The 15,969-nt window shown below is 33.5% G+C and carries 14 protein-coding genes; 8 read left to right on the top strand and 6 right to left on the bottom strand.

Annotated elements, in window-relative coordinates:
• The first annotated feature begins 163 nt into the window (after window positions 1-163).
• Both ACFS5J_RS06630 and ACFS5J_RS06635 read left to right on the top strand, forming a co-directional pair.
• Complete coding sequence (locus tag ACFS5J_RS06630) at window positions 164-1,921, top strand: aromatic amino acid hydroxylase (protein WP_379811282.1); 1,758 nt, start codon at window positions 164-166, stop codon at window positions 1,919-1,921.
• 63 nt (window positions 1,922-1,984) lie between these two features.
• Window positions 1,985-2,293 carry a rhodanese-like domain-containing protein gene (locus tag ACFS5J_RS06635; RefSeq protein WP_379811283.1) on the top strand — a complete coding sequence of 103 codons (309 nt, stop codon included), beginning with the start codon at window positions 1,985-1,987 and terminating at the stop codon, window positions 2,291-2,293.
• 36 nt (window positions 2,294-2,329) lie between these two features.
• On the opposite strand, the gene ACFS5J_RS06640 is transcribed toward ACFS5J_RS06635, so the two are convergent.
• From ACFS5J_RS06640 to alaS, 3 genes are all read right to left on the bottom strand, one after another.
• The gene (locus tag ACFS5J_RS06640) at window positions 2,330-3,010 is read right to left on the bottom strand and encodes a DUF4230 domain-containing protein (RefSeq protein ID WP_379811284.1); all 681 of its coding nucleotides are present in this window, start codon (window positions 3,008-3,010) and stop codon (window positions 2,330-2,332) included.
• 4 nt (window positions 3,011-3,014) lie between these two features.
• A complete protein-coding gene (locus ACFS5J_RS06645; RefSeq protein WP_379811285.1) occupies window positions 3,015-3,965 on the bottom strand; it encodes a GSCFA domain-containing protein in 951 nt (316 codons plus the stop codon).
• A 107-nt stretch (window positions 3,966-4,072) separates the two neighbouring features.
• Window positions 4,073-6,685, bottom strand: coding sequence for an alanine--tRNA ligase (gene alaS, locus ACFS5J_RS06650; RefSeq protein ID WP_379811286.1), 2,613 nt, complete (start codon window positions 6,683-6,685; stop codon window positions 4,073-4,075).
• A gap of 190 nt (window positions 6,686-6,875) precedes the next feature.
• Between alaS and ACFS5J_RS06655 the strand changes: the two genes are divergently transcribed.
• Genes ACFS5J_RS06655 through ACFS5J_RS06675 form a run of 5 tightly spaced genes read left to right on the top strand, consistent with a single transcriptional unit; the run spans window position 6,876 to window position 10,055 of the window.
• Window positions 6,876-7,853 carry a M23 family metallopeptidase gene (locus ACFS5J_RS06655; RefSeq protein ID WP_379811287.1) on the top strand — a complete coding sequence of 326 codons (978 nt, stop codon included), beginning with the start codon at window positions 6,876-6,878 and terminating at the stop codon, window positions 7,851-7,853.
• Window positions 7,853-8,182, top strand: coding sequence for a MerR family transcriptional regulator (locus tag ACFS5J_RS06660; protein WP_379811288.1), 330 nt, complete (start codon window positions 7,853-7,855; stop codon window positions 8,180-8,182). The genes ACFS5J_RS06655 and ACFS5J_RS06660 overlap by 1 nt, the downstream gene beginning before the upstream one ends.
• A gap of 13 nt (window positions 8,183-8,195) precedes the next feature.
• Window positions 8,196-8,795: a LemA family protein gene (locus ACFS5J_RS06665; RefSeq protein ID WP_379811289.1), complete on the top strand. Its 600-nt coding sequence runs from the start codon at window positions 8,196-8,198 to the stop codon at window positions 8,793-8,795.
• A gap of 10 nt (window positions 8,796-8,805) precedes the next feature.
• Entirely contained in the window at window positions 8,806-9,243 is a 438-nt protein-coding gene (locus tag ACFS5J_RS06670) for a TPM domain-containing protein (RefSeq protein ID WP_379811291.1), read from the top strand.
• The gene (locus ACFS5J_RS06675) at window positions 9,243-10,055 is read left to right on the top strand and encodes a TPM domain-containing protein (protein ID WP_379811292.1); all 813 of its coding nucleotides are present in this window, start codon (window positions 9,243-9,245) and stop codon (window positions 10,053-10,055) included. Before ACFS5J_RS06670 ends, ACFS5J_RS06675 begins: the two co-directional genes overlap by 1 nt.
• Before the next feature lie 66 nt (window positions 10,056-10,121).
• Here the strand turns inward: ACFS5J_RS06675 and ACFS5J_RS06680 are convergent, their stop codons facing one another.
• Both ACFS5J_RS06680 and der read right to left on the bottom strand, forming a co-directional pair.
• Window positions 10,122-12,905: an outer membrane beta-barrel protein gene (locus tag ACFS5J_RS06680; RefSeq protein ID WP_379811293.1), complete on the bottom strand. Its 2,784-nt coding sequence runs from the start codon at window positions 12,903-12,905 to the stop codon at window positions 10,122-10,124.
• A 101-nt stretch (window positions 12,906-13,006) separates the two neighbouring features.
• The gene (gene der / locus ACFS5J_RS06685; RefSeq protein ID WP_379811294.1) at window positions 13,007-14,317 is read right to left on the bottom strand and encodes a ribosome biogenesis GTPase Der; all 1,311 of its coding nucleotides are present in this window, start codon (window positions 14,315-14,317) and stop codon (window positions 13,007-13,009) included.
• A 122-nt stretch (window positions 14,318-14,439) separates the two neighbouring features.
• On the opposite strand from der, the gene ACFS5J_RS06690 reads away from it, so the two are divergent.
• Window positions 14,440-14,931 (top strand): hypothetical protein, encoded by a 492-nt coding sequence (locus tag ACFS5J_RS06690; RefSeq protein WP_379811296.1) that lies wholly within the window; start codon window positions 14,440-14,442, stop codon window positions 14,929-14,931.
• Between the two features lie 6 nt (window positions 14,932-14,937).
• Here the strand turns inward: ACFS5J_RS06690 and era are convergent, their stop codons facing one another.
• Window positions 14,938-15,822 (bottom strand): GTPase Era, encoded by an 885-nt coding sequence (era, locus tag ACFS5J_RS06695; RefSeq protein ID WP_379811298.1) that lies wholly within the window; start codon window positions 15,820-15,822, stop codon window positions 14,938-14,940.
• Window positions 15,823-15,969: the final 147 nt, after the last annotated feature.

A 15,969-nucleotide genomic window follows, 5' to 3' on the forward strand; every position in this document is an offset into this window, starting at 1 on the left:
ATCAAAAAAATAACACAACCCACACTGATTTAAAACTTATTATTTACAAAATAAAACACAATAAAATAAATATAACAAACTATAGAATACAACACTAAAATTCAAATTGTATACTGAATAAACATTTTGTAATTTTACACCAATAAGCAACACCGAAATCAATATGAATACCGCAATAGAAAGCAATCCTTTAATTGATAGACTCCCGAGTCATTTAAAACAATTTATAAAGCCGCAAAATTATAACGATTATACTCCTATCAATCAAGCAGTATGGCGTTATGTTATGCGTAAAAATGTTAGTTACCTAGGAAAGGTAGCACATGATTCATATTTAGAAGGATTAAAACAAACAGGAATCGATATCGAATACATTCCAAATATGTATGGAATGAATCGTATATTAAAAGAAATTGGATGGGCCGCAGTAGCAGTGGATGGTTTTATCCCACCAAATGCCTTCATGGAATTTCAAGCGTATAATGTTTTAGTTATTGCGTCTGATATTCGCCAATTGGAACACATAGAGTATACTCCAGCACCAGACATTATACACGAAGGCGCAGGCCATGCTCCTATTATTGCTAATCCTGAATATGCAGAATATTTAAGACGTTTTGGCGAAATTGGATGTAAAGCCATATCATCATCTCGTGATTATGAAATGTATGAAGCTATCCGATTACTTTCTATTTTAAAAGAAGCAGAAGACACACCACAAGAAGAAATCGAAAAAGCTGAAGCCCAAGTTGACTATCTTCAAAATAATATGGGTGAATTATCCGAAATGGCTCGTATCCGTAATCTCCATTGGTGGACAGTTGAATACGGATTAATAGGAACGGTTGAAGATCCGAAAATATATGGAGCCGGTTTGCTATCTTCAATTGGAGAAAGTGAATGGTGCATGACTGATAATGTTAAAAAGATTCCATATGACATTTCAGCTGCTGATCAAAGTTTTGACATTACAAAACCACAACCACAGCTTTATGTTACACCTGATTTCGCACATTTAAATTCTGTTTTAGAAGAATTTGCTAATAAAATGGCGATACGAGTTGGCGGTCTTTCTAGTGTACAAAAATTAATTGATTCTAAAGCATTAGGAACAATTGAATTAAGCACAGGCATCCAAATCTCAGGAGTTTTCACAAATGTTATAGCAAACGAAGGAAAACCAGTTTACGTACAAACAACTGGCAAAACTGCCTTATCATACAGAGAGAAAGAGCTAGTTGGTCACGGTACAGAATACCATGCTGAAGGTTTTGGATCACCTATTGGGAAACTAAAAGGAATTAATTTGGCGATTGAAGACATGAGCCCAAGAGACCTTTCGGCATATGATATTCACGAAGGACAACATGTAACTTTAGAATTTGAAGGCAACATTAAAGTTTCAGGCGAAATCATAACGGGCACTCGTAACATTCTAGGTAAAATTTTAATTATTAAGTTTAAAAATTGTACGGTTACTCAAGGAGATACCGTTTTATTCCAGCCAGAATGGGGGATTTATGACATGGCAGTAGGAAAAGAAGTTGTTTCTGCATTTAGCGGTCCTGCAGATGTAAATAGTTTTGATATGATAACACATGTACCATCTTCAACCACCATTAAAGCAAAAACTTCTCCAGAAAGAGAAGAATTGGAGGGGCTTTATAAAAATGTACGCAACATAAGAGAAAACAATATTTCCGATTTAGCTTTAAATGCAATTTTCGACAAGGTAAAAATGAACCACCCTAATGATTGGTTGTTATCAGTAGAAATAGCTGAAATTTGTACAACAACTCGCAATCATTCCCTTTTGGAAGACGTAAGAAATCATTTGGACAATCTAAAAATTAAACGCCCAGAGGTAGCTAATCTTATCGAAAACGGATTAAGTTTAATTTTAGAAACCGAAAGCATCTAATCGTAACTTATGTTACAATTCAACAATACTAGTTTATTTAACTTTGCTTAAAAATTAAGAATTATGGGAATTTTAGATATGTTAGGATTTGGAAACAAAACGAATGAAATTCAAGATTTCATCAGCAAAGGTGCTATTATTTTAGATGTAAGAACTCCAGGGGAATTTTCTGAAGGACACATCAAAGGTTCAAAAAATATTGCGTTACAGGTATTGGACGGGAATATTGAAACTATAAAAAAATGGAACAAGCCCATTATTGCTTGTTGCCGTTCTGGAATGCGAAGTGCTCAAGCAACTTCCATTTTAAACAAAAATGGTATTGAATGTATTAATGGCGGTGGCTGGACAAGCTTACAAAGCAAACTATAAAATAAAAAAGGCTTCAAATATTTGAAGCCTTTTTTATTACAATTTTAAATTAAAATCCGATTCTCTATCAATTAATTCACCTTTATATTCCAAAGTCCAACCCATAGAATGGGTAACAATCAATATTTTTGACAACTCACTTATTAATCGGTTCTCTGCATTTGATTTTAAAGTTGAATTTTCGATTTCTTTTGCAATTACCTCTTTAACCTTCTTGTTTATCTTATTATAATCATTTGCCCCAAAAGGATTAAAGCGGCTTTGGTTGACATCATAAAAATGAAGATTCTGATTAATCTTTAATTCTGGCTCAGGAATACTGATTATTGTCACCTTTTTAGCTTCTTCATCAATATTATATTTCACTTGACGCAAATCATACGAAACAATTACATCTGCATTAGCAACAATTAAAGCTTTCTTTTCAAAAGTAACCAAATCCAACATATACTTCTGTTGATCTTTATAAGTCAACACTTTTGCATAATGTCCTTCTGTAACAATGAGTTTACCAACATTTTTAATTTCTTTTTCAATCAACTTCGAATTAAAAGTAACCGAAGAAGAAGACTTAGCAGCTATGAAATAATGATAGCCAAAATAAAATAACAATAATAAAAGTATGATGTAAATTATTTTTCCTGACCTCCCTAAAGATTGGAAAAGCGGAACCATCATATTTTTAACCTGCGTTTCTGTAGATGTTTTTCGTGCCATAATTTCAAAATGTTATATGCGGTAATTTCTTGTTTAAATTTAAAATTTTATTGGACAAGTTTTTCAAAAACTTTTGATGTGATTCCGTTTCTTCATTAAAAGATCTATGTGCCAATCCTTTTTGAATTGCATCCACCTCTCTCATTAACTCAAAAGCAGAATTTGATAGATAATTTTGAACAAATTGGGACCAAATATAATCGACCGCAACTTGATTTGGATGCAACATATCTTCAGCATAAAAACGATAATCACGCAATTCATCCATCATTATTTCAAAACTAGGGAAATATTCCACTTTAGAATTATATTCCCTTACAACAGCATTTACTGCAGTTATCAAATGCGCTTTACTAACCGTATTCTCCACAAAACCATCCTTAATGTGACGCACTGGAGACACTGTGAAAATAATCTTACATTTTGAATTTACAGTCCCTAGCAGTTCAATAATTTCATGCAAATCATCAGTTATACTTGTTACAGAAAGCAACTCTTTATTAAATTCCTTCTGAGGAACTTTATGACAGTTGGCTACTATTTCGTTTGAAGCAATAGCACGATACACCCAAGCAGTCCCTAAAGTAATTTGCAAATGTGTTATTGTGTGAGCTTGTGTATTTACATCATCTACTAAACGATTTAAATTTTCTAAAAATACATCTCTATTCGTGTTTGACAACTCAGAGTGCACTTCGAAACAATGCCACAAATCATTATGATAAAAAACATCTTCTGCTGTAAAATAACGCTTTTGAACACTTCTTCTCAATAGATTTAGCAAAGAAGTAGAATTGAAAATAATACCAAAAGGATTAATCTCTGACTGAAATTTGAAATATTGAAACTTTTCTCCAATATTTTCTGCAAAACAAGAACCCATCAATAATATTTTTGATTGATAGTCCATTGGAAAACTACTTTTCACTAAAGGTATTTCAGTCCGAAATTTCATTTACAACACAGCTTAAATTACTAAAAATATATTACTCAAAAATAGTGATAAAAAAGAAAACCCGATAAGTTTCATTTATCGGGTTTAGATATAAAATTTTAAAAATCTTAATTCAAGAAATTTTTAGCGTTTGCTAATGCTTCTGCTATACCTGCCACATTTTTACCACCAGCTGTTGCAAAGAAAGGTTGCCCTCCTCCGCCTCCTTGGATGAATTTCCCTAATTCACGAACTACTTGGCCCGCATTTAAGCCTTTGCTTGCCACCAATTCTTTAGAAATATAACATGTCAACATTGGTTTCCCTTCTTGTGCCGTAGCTAAAATCAAGAACAAATTATCTTTATCACTTCCCAAATCATGCGCTAAATCCTTGGCTCCAGCCGGATCTAAATCAACTTGAATTGCTAAGAAGTCTACTCCATTAACCGATTGAAATTGCGAGACTAATTCGCCTTTCATGTTCTTAGCCTTATCTTTCAACAACTGCTCAACTTGCTTTTTCAATTTTGCATTTTCATCTTGCAATGATGTAACTGACTTTGAAATATCTTGAGGATTTTTCAACAAACCTTTTACCTCTTGCAACAAACTGTTTTGCTCCATCAAATAATTTTTAGCAAAATCATTTGTAATCGCTTCTATCCTTCTTACTCCAGCTGCAACAGCACTTTCCGAAGTAATCATAAAATGCCAAATATCTTTTGTATTTTGTACATGAATACCCCCGCAAAGCTCCATACTCTCTCCGAACTTAATAGCACGTACTGTATCCCCATATTTTTCTCCAAACAACGCCATAGCACCTTCGTCTAAAGCTTGTTGAAATGGAATGTTACGTCTTTCTACTAATGGAAGTGCATCTAAAATTCTAGCATTCACAAATTCCTCGACTTGCTTCAACTCGTCTTCAGTAACTTTCGCAAAATGAGAAAAGTCGAAACGCAAATAAGAATTACTTACCAATGACCCTTTTTGTTCCACATGCGTTCCTAAAACTGCACGTAATGCTTGATGTAATAAGTGGGTCGCCGAGTGATTACTTGACACATTCTTTCTGAACTCACTATTCACGACAGCCGTGAAAGTATCTTCTAATTTACGCGGTAATGTCTTTGTAAAATGAATAATTACATTATTCTCTTTCTTAGTATCTTCAATATAAATTACCTCACCGTTTGAAGCTTCAATAAATCCTTGATCACCAATTTGACCTCCTCCTTCTGGATAAAAAGGTGTTAGGTTGAAAACCAATTGGTACATTTCGCCCATTTTTTGATTTTCTACTTTACGGTAACGTGTTATTTTTACTTTTGTAGTTGTACTATCGTATCCAACGAACTCCTCAACATCATCATCATACAGTACTTCCCAATCCCCAGTCGTTACTTTTGAAGCGGCACGAGAACGTTCTTTCTGTTTTTTCAATTCAGCATCAAACTCCGCTTCATTTAAGCTATACCCTTTCTCTCGTAAAATCAAGGCTGTTAAGTCAATTGGAAAACCAAAAGTATCATACAATTCAAAAGCTCTAGCTCCAGAAACTTCTTTTCCTACTGTTGATGCAATAACACTATCCAACAAAACTAATCCTTGATCCAAAGTACGCAAGAAAGAAGATTCTTCTTCCTTTATTACTTGCGTAACTAAATTTTGTTGCGACTTAATTTCAGGGAAAGACTCACCCATTTGGCGACTCAACACCTCAACCAATTTGTATATGAAAGGCTCTTTACGATTCAAAAATGTAAAGCCGTAGCGAATAGCTCTTCTTAAAATACGACGAATAACATAACCCGCTCCAGTATTTGAAGGTAACTGACCATCTGCAATTGCAAAAGCAACAGCACGAACGTGATCCACAACTACGCGAATAGCAATATCGGTTTTTTCATCAACTGCATATTTAAAACCAGTAATCGTTTCGACTTCACGAATTAATGGTGTAAAAACATCTGTATCATAATTTGACGTTTTACCTTGCATTGCCATGCACAAACGCTCAAATCCCATTCCTGTATCAACATGTTTCGCTGGTAATTTTTCCAATGAGCCATCCGCTTTACGGTTGAACTCCATAAATACGTTGTTCCAAATTTCAACAACTTGAGGATGATCGGCATTGACTAAACTAAAACCAGAAACTTTTGCTCGTTCTTCATCCGAACGCAAGTCAATATGAATTTCAGAACATGGTCCGCAAGGTCCTTGCTCACCCATTTCCCAGAAATTATCTTTTTTATTACCTAGAACAATTCGGTCTTCCGCTACAAACTGTTTCCACAAATCAAAAGCTTCTTGATCAAATGGAACATTCTCTGCTGGATTTCCTTCAAAAACAGAAACATATAAACGATCCTTATCAATCTTCAATACAGCCGTTAAAAACTCCCACGCCCATTCTATAGCTTCTTTTTTGAAATAATCTCCAAAAGACCAGTTCCCAAGCATTTCAAACATGGTATGGTGGTAAGTATCAAACCCTACATCTTCTAAATCGTTATGTTTTCCAGAAACACGAAGACATTTTTGTGTATCAGCAATTCTGTTACTTTTAGGAGTTGCATTTCCTAAAAAATATTCTTTAAACTGGGCCATACCTGAGTTGTTGAACATCAACGTTGGATCATCTTTTAAAACGATTGGCGCCGATGGAACGATTAAATGCCCCTTACTTTCAAAGAAATTCAAATAGGCTTTACGTATGTCTTGTGATTTCATGCTTTGTATTTTTATTAAAATCGTTTAAAACAAAAAAATATCTTAAACCAAATTGTATTTTACAATACTCCGACTATCATTTTCCAAAAGTTTCTGACAAAAAAAACAAATGGAGTGAAACATTTTTTAATTTTGTTCGTATAATAATTGTCAGCCAAAATATTTGGTGCAAAAATAGTAATTTTAAAACATGTCGAAGGTAAAATATTATTACGATTCTGAAAATTTAGCATATAAACGTATTAAGACCAAAAAAAGAAAAAAGTTTGGTTATATTTTATTGTTTTTATTGTCTTCGGCCCTATTTGGTTTTCTTGGTTTAGTACTGCTAATCAACACGCCTTTTTTTGAAACACCAAAAGACAAACTGTTAACGAGTGAGCTTGAAAACATGAAGCTTAACTATAAACTTTTGAATAAAAAGGTCGATTTAATGAGCGAAGTTCTTACTGCAATTGAAGATCGCGACAACAATATTTACCGTATTTATTTTAACACATCGCCTATAACTGATGAAGAACGCAAAGCTGGTTTTGGAGGTGTTAACCGTTACAAATCATTAGAAGGGTACATCAACTCAGAATTGGTTATGAATACAACCCGCAGAATAGATGTGTTAACTAAAGAATTGGTTATTCAATCTAAATCATTGGATGAAATTACAAAGCTTGCAAAACAAAAAGAAAAATTGTTAGCAGCTATCCCAGCAATACAACCGGTAAAAAATGAAGATTTGAAAAGAATGGCTTCAGGTTTCGGGTACCGAAATGACCCTTTTACCAAAATTAGAAAATTCCACTATGGTATGGATTTTACAGCAAAATCGGGCACACCAATTTTTGCTACAGGAGATGGTGTCGTTTTAAAAGCAGATAATTCACTTTCGGGTTATGGAAACCATATTGAAATCAGCCACGGATACGGTTATGTAACACTGTATGCCCATTTAAGCAAGTATAACTGTAGAAAAGGACAAAAAGTAAAGCGTGGTGACATTATAGGCTATGTGGGAAGTACAGGCCGAAGCGAAGCGCCACACTTACACTATGAAGTAATTCAAAATGGAAAAAAGATAAACCCTATGAATTTTTACTATGGCAGTATTTCGGCCGAGGAATACATCGCTATTTCAAAACTTGCCAACCAAGAAAACCAATCACTTGACTAATGCATATAAATTTACCAGAAAAGCTTTATTACAGTATCGGTGAAATAGCATCCGCATTTGATGTCAATGCTTCTTTAATTCGTTTTTGGGAAAAGGAATTTGACATTCTAAAACCCAAAAAAAATGCGAAAGGCAATCGAAAATTCACTCCTGAAGATGTAAAGAACTTACAACTCATTCACCATTTGGTAAAGGAACGTGGTTTCACTTTAGAAGGGGCTAAAATTCATTTGAAGGAGAGTAAAAAGAAAACATTAGACAAATTTGAAATTATACGAAAATTAGAAACCATTAAATCACAATTAAACGAACTTAAAAATCAACTTTAAAACTTTTAATATTATGAAAAAGTACCTTCCATGGATTATTCTTGTTGTTGTTATTTTAGGAATTTACAGTTATGTAAAAGGCATCAACAATACAGCTGTAACACTAGACCAAAACGTCCAAGAAGCTTGGGGTAACGTACAAACGTCATATCAAAGAAGAAATGACCTTATTGGAAATTTAGTAAAAACCGTAAAAGGTGCTGCTGACTTTGAAAAATCAACTTTAGAAGCTGTTGTAAACGCTAGAGCAAAAGCTACAGCGACCACAATAGACCCAACTAACATTACTCCAGAACAATTAGCTGCTTTCAATCAAGCACAAGGAGGATTAAGTTCTGCGCTTTCTCGTTTATTAGTTACGGTTGAAAAATACCCAGATTTAAAAGCAAATCAAAACTTTTTAAAACTTCAAGACGAATTAGCAAGTACAGAAAATCAAATTTTAACCGCAAGAACACGTTTCAACGAAGCTGTAAAACCGTATAACAATCATATCAAAATCTTCCCAAATAACTTATTTGCAGGAATGTTCGGATTCAAAGAAAAAGCATATTTTGATGCTGTTGAAGGAGCTGAAAAGCCAGTTGAAGTAGAATTTGATTTTGGAAACTAATACAAGAAAAATGTCTAAAACAGAAGATTTCTTAACCCCTGAAGAAGAGCAAGAAATTGTTCAAGCAATTACCATTGCTGAAACTAACACTTCAGGAGAAATCAGAGTACATATTGAAGAACATTCCGAAAAACAACCTCTTGAAAGAGCTCAAGAGGTTTTTTTAACCCTAAATATGCACCAAACAAAAGCACGAAATGGTGTTTTGTTTTATGTATGTGTTGCCGATAAAAAGTTTGCAATTATAGGGGATGAAGGAATTAACAATGTTGTTGCTAATGATTTCTGGGATGGCACAAAAAATGTAGTCATTGAAAATTTTAAAGTAGGAAACTACAAAAAAGGACTTGTCGATGGCATTTTAAAAGCCGGCGAACAATTAAAACACTTCTTCCCTTATCAAAGTGATGACATCGATGAACTACCTAACGAAATTTCAAAAGGATAATGACGAACTTACTATTTAAAATAACTCGATTTTTAATTTTAATTACTGCATTACTTTTCCAATTCTTAGGTTTTGCTCAATTTGAAATTCCAGAAAAACCTAGTTTTCAAACTAGTGTTTACGATTATGCCAATTTGTTAAATACTAGTGAAAAACAAAGCTTAGAAGAAAAATTAGTTCGCTATTCCGACACTACCTCAACACAAATTGTCGTCATCATCATTAAAGATTTAAAAGGAGAAGATATTGGTATCTTAACTCCAAAATGGGGACACAAATGGGGAATTGGTCAAGCGAAAGAAGATAATGGAGTACTAATTCTATTGTCGGAAAAAGATCGGAAAATTTGGATTTCTCCTGGTTACGGCTTGGAACACAAACTTACAGCAGGAACAACTGGTGAAATCGTCCGAAATGTAATCATTCCTGAATTCAAGGCTGGAAGCTATTACAACGGACTTAACAAAGGTGCTGATGCTATTTTTGAAGTTATTAAAGGCACTTATAAAGGTGAAAGAAAAGAAAACAAAAAAGGGAGTGGAGTTCCTGTTCTGGTTTTTATAATTTTCATCGTTATACTAATTGTATTAATCTCCAAAAACAAAGGCGGAAACGGCGGTGGTAATGGCGGTCGTTTTGCTGGCCCAGACTTAATGGATGTAATCATACTTAGCAGTTTAGGGCGCCGCAATGGTGGATTTGGAGGCGGTGGTTTCGGAGGTTCATCTGGTGGTGGTTTTGGCGGCGGCGGCTTTGGCGGTGGCTTCGGAGGAGGAGGATTCTCAGGTGGTGGCGCTGGTGGAAGCTGGTAATTAAACATATTATATAATAAAAAAAGGTCTTCAAAATGAAGACCTTTTTTTATCAATAAACCGAAACTAATCAATCAAGATAAAATTTGAACCTTTCTTCTCTTTTGCACCAAATTTCTGCAACTTATAGGTTAATGAAAACATCAAGTACTGCTGTAAAACAGTATTCTCGGAATCAGTAATTGCTGTTGGTGTAACAGTTCTTCTTGCATTTACATTTTGATCTAAAACGTCGTACATTTTTACTTTAGCTAGTAATTGGTCGTTAAAGAAATTATAACCTAAACTTAAATTCCATAGGTAAAAATCTTTTTGGAAACCATCTGAAATATTCGAATTATACGTATAACCAAAATCACTTCCAAAAACTATATTCTTAGGCCAGTAAAGTGTAGTTTCTAACTTAAAAGTATGCTTATAAAAATTAGTTTTCTCAATTATATAATTATCAAAATCGGTATTTTGATAATTGTAACGATAAGAAGGTGAAATCGTAATTAAGTCTTCAAGCATCCATGAAAAGTTGACACGCGGACTAATACCATACCCTCTTGATTTATATAACTCAGCATTCGTTAACCCTTGGTCAAAATCATAATCTAAATACGTTCCAAAGCCGTATTTAAAAGTTCTTTTCCCTTCTTTGAAAGATTTATTAAAACTAAAACCAGCATACATACTAGAAGCTCTATTAATATTAACATAAGAAGTTACCGCTTTAAAATCATTATCATAAACGGTAGAGCTCACAATTTTATTCCCTGTAACATCTCCTCCTAAATATGCAAAAAAACCTGTACGTGTGCTGTAATCGTAATTATTAAAATTAGAATAAAATGAAAAACGCTCTTCAGGTTTCAAATTTTCATTTCCAACTATAGTATTTAAAGGATTGGAAAGATTTTCAAACGGCAACAATTGATTAGCCGACGGCAACGATGCTTTATACGAATAATAGCTGTATAATGATTTTGATTTTCCTAATGTCCAACTAAAATAACCATCTACACTTGGGTATATATAATTTTTAACAACATTCGTTTCTTGCCCTAAATAAAGTGCCGTATTATCGTAATCTAAGACATCTGTTCCTATAGAAAGTCTACCTCTAATTTTACTTTTATTTAAACTTAATCGTACGTGAGAATTAAAGGTACTTGACTTTGAAAAAATAGAATTTGACAGCAAATCATTAAAATTGGTATAATCACCATTGAAATCATTAAAATCAAATGTGTTTTTTAATTCTTCAGCATTACTCCATTTATATGACATGTTTACACCTAAACTTATAGAATCTAAAACAGGCTCATTATAACCTAACTCAACTGTATATTGATCCCTTTTATCATCATCATATACAAATTGATTACGGATATCATTCGAATTCCCAGATTGATAGAAAATAGTATTATTTATAGTACTTAAATCTGTATTATCTTTAGAATTGGTATTTTTAAAGGAGATACTCCCCCATCTCCCTTTTTTATTAAACTTTTTGTTTAAATATATATTATTTTGAAACTTTGTATTATCAGAAGAGGTGAAATTATCGACATTATTTTCATTCAAAAGCACCAAATCTTCATTTGCGGTTGTTGAACTACTAGTAAATCGATTTTTGTTTGTACTCTTTGATAAATTGGGACTTATATACATCGTTGTAGTCGAATCGATTTGAATTTCAAAATCAAAACTTACATTATGTGCGTTAACATCATTTCGAGTAACAGATTTTGAATCGGAAATTGTATTACCAGTTGGTAAGAGATTAACTCGTTTTGTTGTATTGGTATTATCCGTCACAGCATTTGAAAAGTAATAACTCCCATTAGGGTCAATTTTTTTATTAAACCACTCGTCTGCAAAATTAACTCCTATCATATTAGACTTTGTAATACCTGTATTACCGCCAAATTGCATTCCATTAATTCCAAAGCTACCGTTATCATTAACCCAGATGGAACTATTACGACCTCCCCCCATGTTATCAAAAATTTCATCCATTGAAAAACCAACAGAATTGATATTATTTGAAGAACCCAATACACTTATTTTCCGAGTATCCTTGAAATAATTAAACAACAAACTCGATTCATAGCGGTCATCTGTTCCATAACCAGCTGTAGCCTTACCAAACAACCCTTTGTTTTTATCTTCCTGAATGGTTAAATTAATGGTACTTTCATTCGAACTAGCATTTTGTCCTGATAATTCCTCTTCTTTTGTTTTAGTATCAGTAACCTGAATTTTATCAATTATTTCTGCCGGTAAATTTTGCGTTGCTACTTTTCCATCTTTACCAAAAAAAGGTTTCCCGTTGACTAAAATATTGTTCACCTCTTTACCATTAACGGTAATCTTACCTTCTTCATCAATTTCAACTCCTGGCAATTGTTTTAGAAGTGCCTCTACGTTGGCATCTGGCGTAACTTTAAATGAAGAAGCATTAAACTCTAACGTATCACTCTTTATGACGATTGGTGGTGCCTCCGATTTCACAACAATTTCATTTAATGAAGCAACATTTTCTTGAAGTTCCAAGCTTCCAAAATGGATATCCTTTGTAACTGTTTCAAATCTTTTCTCATAAACCTTATAACCATTATAAGATGCTTTGAACAATACAGGATAGCTGATATTCTTTACTTTAAGATTAAAATCCCCATACTTATTGGTGATAGAATAATCAACTACTGTGGAGTCACTAACTTTTGTAAAGTAAATTGTAGCTGCTTCCAAAGGCAACTTGGAATCTTGGTCTAAGATTTTTCCTGAAATAGTAAATGAATTCTGACTAAAAGCGAAACCTAAAAATAGTAAAAAAACGAATGATAAAATAAAGCGCATAAAAAAAGCTGTTAGTTAGCATTACTAATTAACAGCGAATTACTTAAAATATTTCTAGAAATAAAAAAAACTTACTAAAAACTTACCATTTTTTTAACACTTTATTTCTGTCTGAAATAAATATCGATAGGAACTCCCGAAAAGTTATAGTTTTCTCTTAATTGATTCTCGATAAAACGTTTGTAAGGATCTTTTACATATTGTGGCAAATTAGCAAAAAACACAAACTGAGGTGTAGGTGTTGGCAACTGCATACAATATTTAATTTTTACATATTTTCCCTTGATTGCTGGAGGTGGTGTACGCTCAATAATTGGTAACATTAAATCGTTGAATTTTGAAGTCGCTACACGTTGCTTTCTGTTTTCGAAAACTTCAACCGCTGCTTCCAACGCTTTCAACAAACGTTGTTTTGTTAGAGCTGAAACAAACAAAATCGGCACATCAGTGAAAGGTGCAATTTCCTCACGAATTTTACGCTCATAATCACGAGTTGACATGGTATCTTTTTCAATTAAATCCCATTTATTAACCAAGATTACGATCCCTTTTCTGTTCTTTTCTGCTAACCAAAAGATGCTTTGATCTTGCCCTTCAAATCCTCTTGTGGCATCAATCATCAAAATACAAACATCACTATGCTCGATAGCTCTCACAGAACGCATTACCGAATAAAATTCTAAATCTTCTTTAACTTTAGCTTTTCTTCTGATACCTGCAGTATCCACTAATTTAAATTCAAAGCCAAAACGATTGTACGTTGTATCAATAGCATCACGAGTTGTTCCGGCAATATCGGTAACTACAAAACGATCTTCTCCAATTAAAGCATTGATAAAAGATGATTTCCCTGCATTAGGACGCCCCACTACAGTAAAACGCGGTAACGGATTTTCTTCTTCTTCTATTTCTGGTAATTCTGGCAAAACCTCCACAAGTTTATCCAATAACTCTCCTGTTCCACTACCATTCATACCAGCTATTGTAAAATACTCACCTAAACCTAATGAATAAAATTCTACAGCATCTTTCTCACGCGCACCATTATCCACTTTGTTTACCGCAAGCAAAATAGGCTTGGTTACTTTACGCAACAACTTTGCTACCTCTTCATCCATTGGGGTTACCCCCTCTTCAACGTCTACAACAAAGATAATTGCATCAGCTTCATCTATCGCTAGTTCCACCTGACGGCGAATCTCACCTTCAAAAATATCGTCAGAACCTTTGATATAACCACCCGTATCAATTACTGAAAATGCTTTTCCATTCCATTCACTTTTTCCATAATTTCTATCACGTGTAACACCACTTACAGAGTCTACAATAGCATCTCTACGTTGTATTAAACGATTAAAAAAAGTGGATTTTCCTACATTTGGCCTTCCTACTATGGCAACAATATTGTTCATACATCTATTTTTGAATGTGCAAAGATAACAATTACAAGTTAGAAATCAGAAACTAAAAATCAGAAGTTAAAAATATGAATTTGAAAAAAATTTCCTAAATTAGTAAGACCAAAATCCGAGATATGGAACCCGTTAAAGAATTAAAACTTCGTTTGCGCTTTTACAGAACTTCTCCCAAATCCATAGCAACGATTAAACAAGAATGCGAGCTTTTAAAATTAGAATTAGCTCCTGACTATCACATTAAAACTCTTGACAATCATATCTGGCTTAGTATTGGCGTTTTGAAACGCGAAAAGTATTCCCCGCAACTCCACATTGAACTAGAAACAATGGAAGACGGTAATACGGCCTTAAACGGTTTATTTGGTCCAGATCCGGTATTATGGACCATGTTTATGTTTTTACATTTTATAGTTGCCAGTATCTTTATAACCTTTGGGCTTATTGCGTATTCCAAATGGAGCTTGAATCAAAAATGCACTTTTGATCTTATCATCATGGGACTTATGATTTGTACTTGGGGCTTTTTATACTATTTTGCTAGAAGAAACCGTAAAAAAGGAATTCCCCAAATGCGAGAACTTGAGGAATTAGTTGAACGTATTATTTAGCTTTTATTACTTGTTGTTATAACCAAATCGACGCAATTGAAAAGCACTATTACGCCAATCCTTGTTTACTTTGACATAAGTTTCCAAATGAATTTGCTTTCCAAAGAATTTTTCCAAATCCTCTCGTGACTGCATACCCACGCGTTTTAAAGCAGATCCTTTATGTCCGATAATAATTCCCTTTTGCGAATCGCGTTCTACCATAATTACGGCACGGATTCTAATTATAGTATCATCTTCTAAAAACTCTTCCGTTTCAATTTCAACAGCGTAAGGAATCTCTTTATCATAATTCAATAAAATCTTTTCGCGGATAGTCTCATTCACAAAAAAACGCTCTGGCTTATCTGTCAATGCGTCTTTTGGATAATATGGTGGAGAAACGGGCAACAATTCAATAATGCGATCAAAAACAGTCTTAACGTTGAAATTTTCTAAAGCCGATATTGGGAAAATTTCTGCATTCGGCACTTTTGAAGACCACAATTCTATTTGCTCATCCAATTGGTCTTGATTGGACTTATCAATTTTATTCAACAATAATAAAACTGGAATTTTAGAATGTATAATTTTATTAAAGAAGGCTTCATCTTTTAATTCCTTCTCTCCTATTTCTACCATATAAATCAACACATCGGCATCTTCAAAAGCATTTTTCACAAAATCCATCATCGAACTTTGTAATTCATAAGCCGGTTTAATAATCCCTGGAGTATCACTCAATACCATTTGAAAATCATCGCCATTCACAATTCCTAAAATACGATGACGCGTTGTTTGTGCTTTACTTGTGATAATAGACAAGCGCTCACCTACTAATGCATTCATCAAGGTTGACTTTCCTACATTAGGATTTCCAATTATATTAACAAAACCTGCTTTGTGTTCCATTTGTTTGTATTTACTTTAACGATATCCTTTACCATTAAAAGATTCAAAGTGCAAAGGTAGTCATATCAAGTGAATAGAAGAAATTTAAAAGTTTTTTATAAAAATACTTGTATTTCAATATAATCCTTGTACTTTTGCACTCACAAA

It is taken from the genome of Flavobacterium chuncheonense (genome assembly GCF_042686145.1).
GTDB lineage: Bacteria > Bacteroidota > Bacteroidia > Flavobacteriales > Flavobacteriaceae > Flavobacterium > Flavobacterium chuncheonense.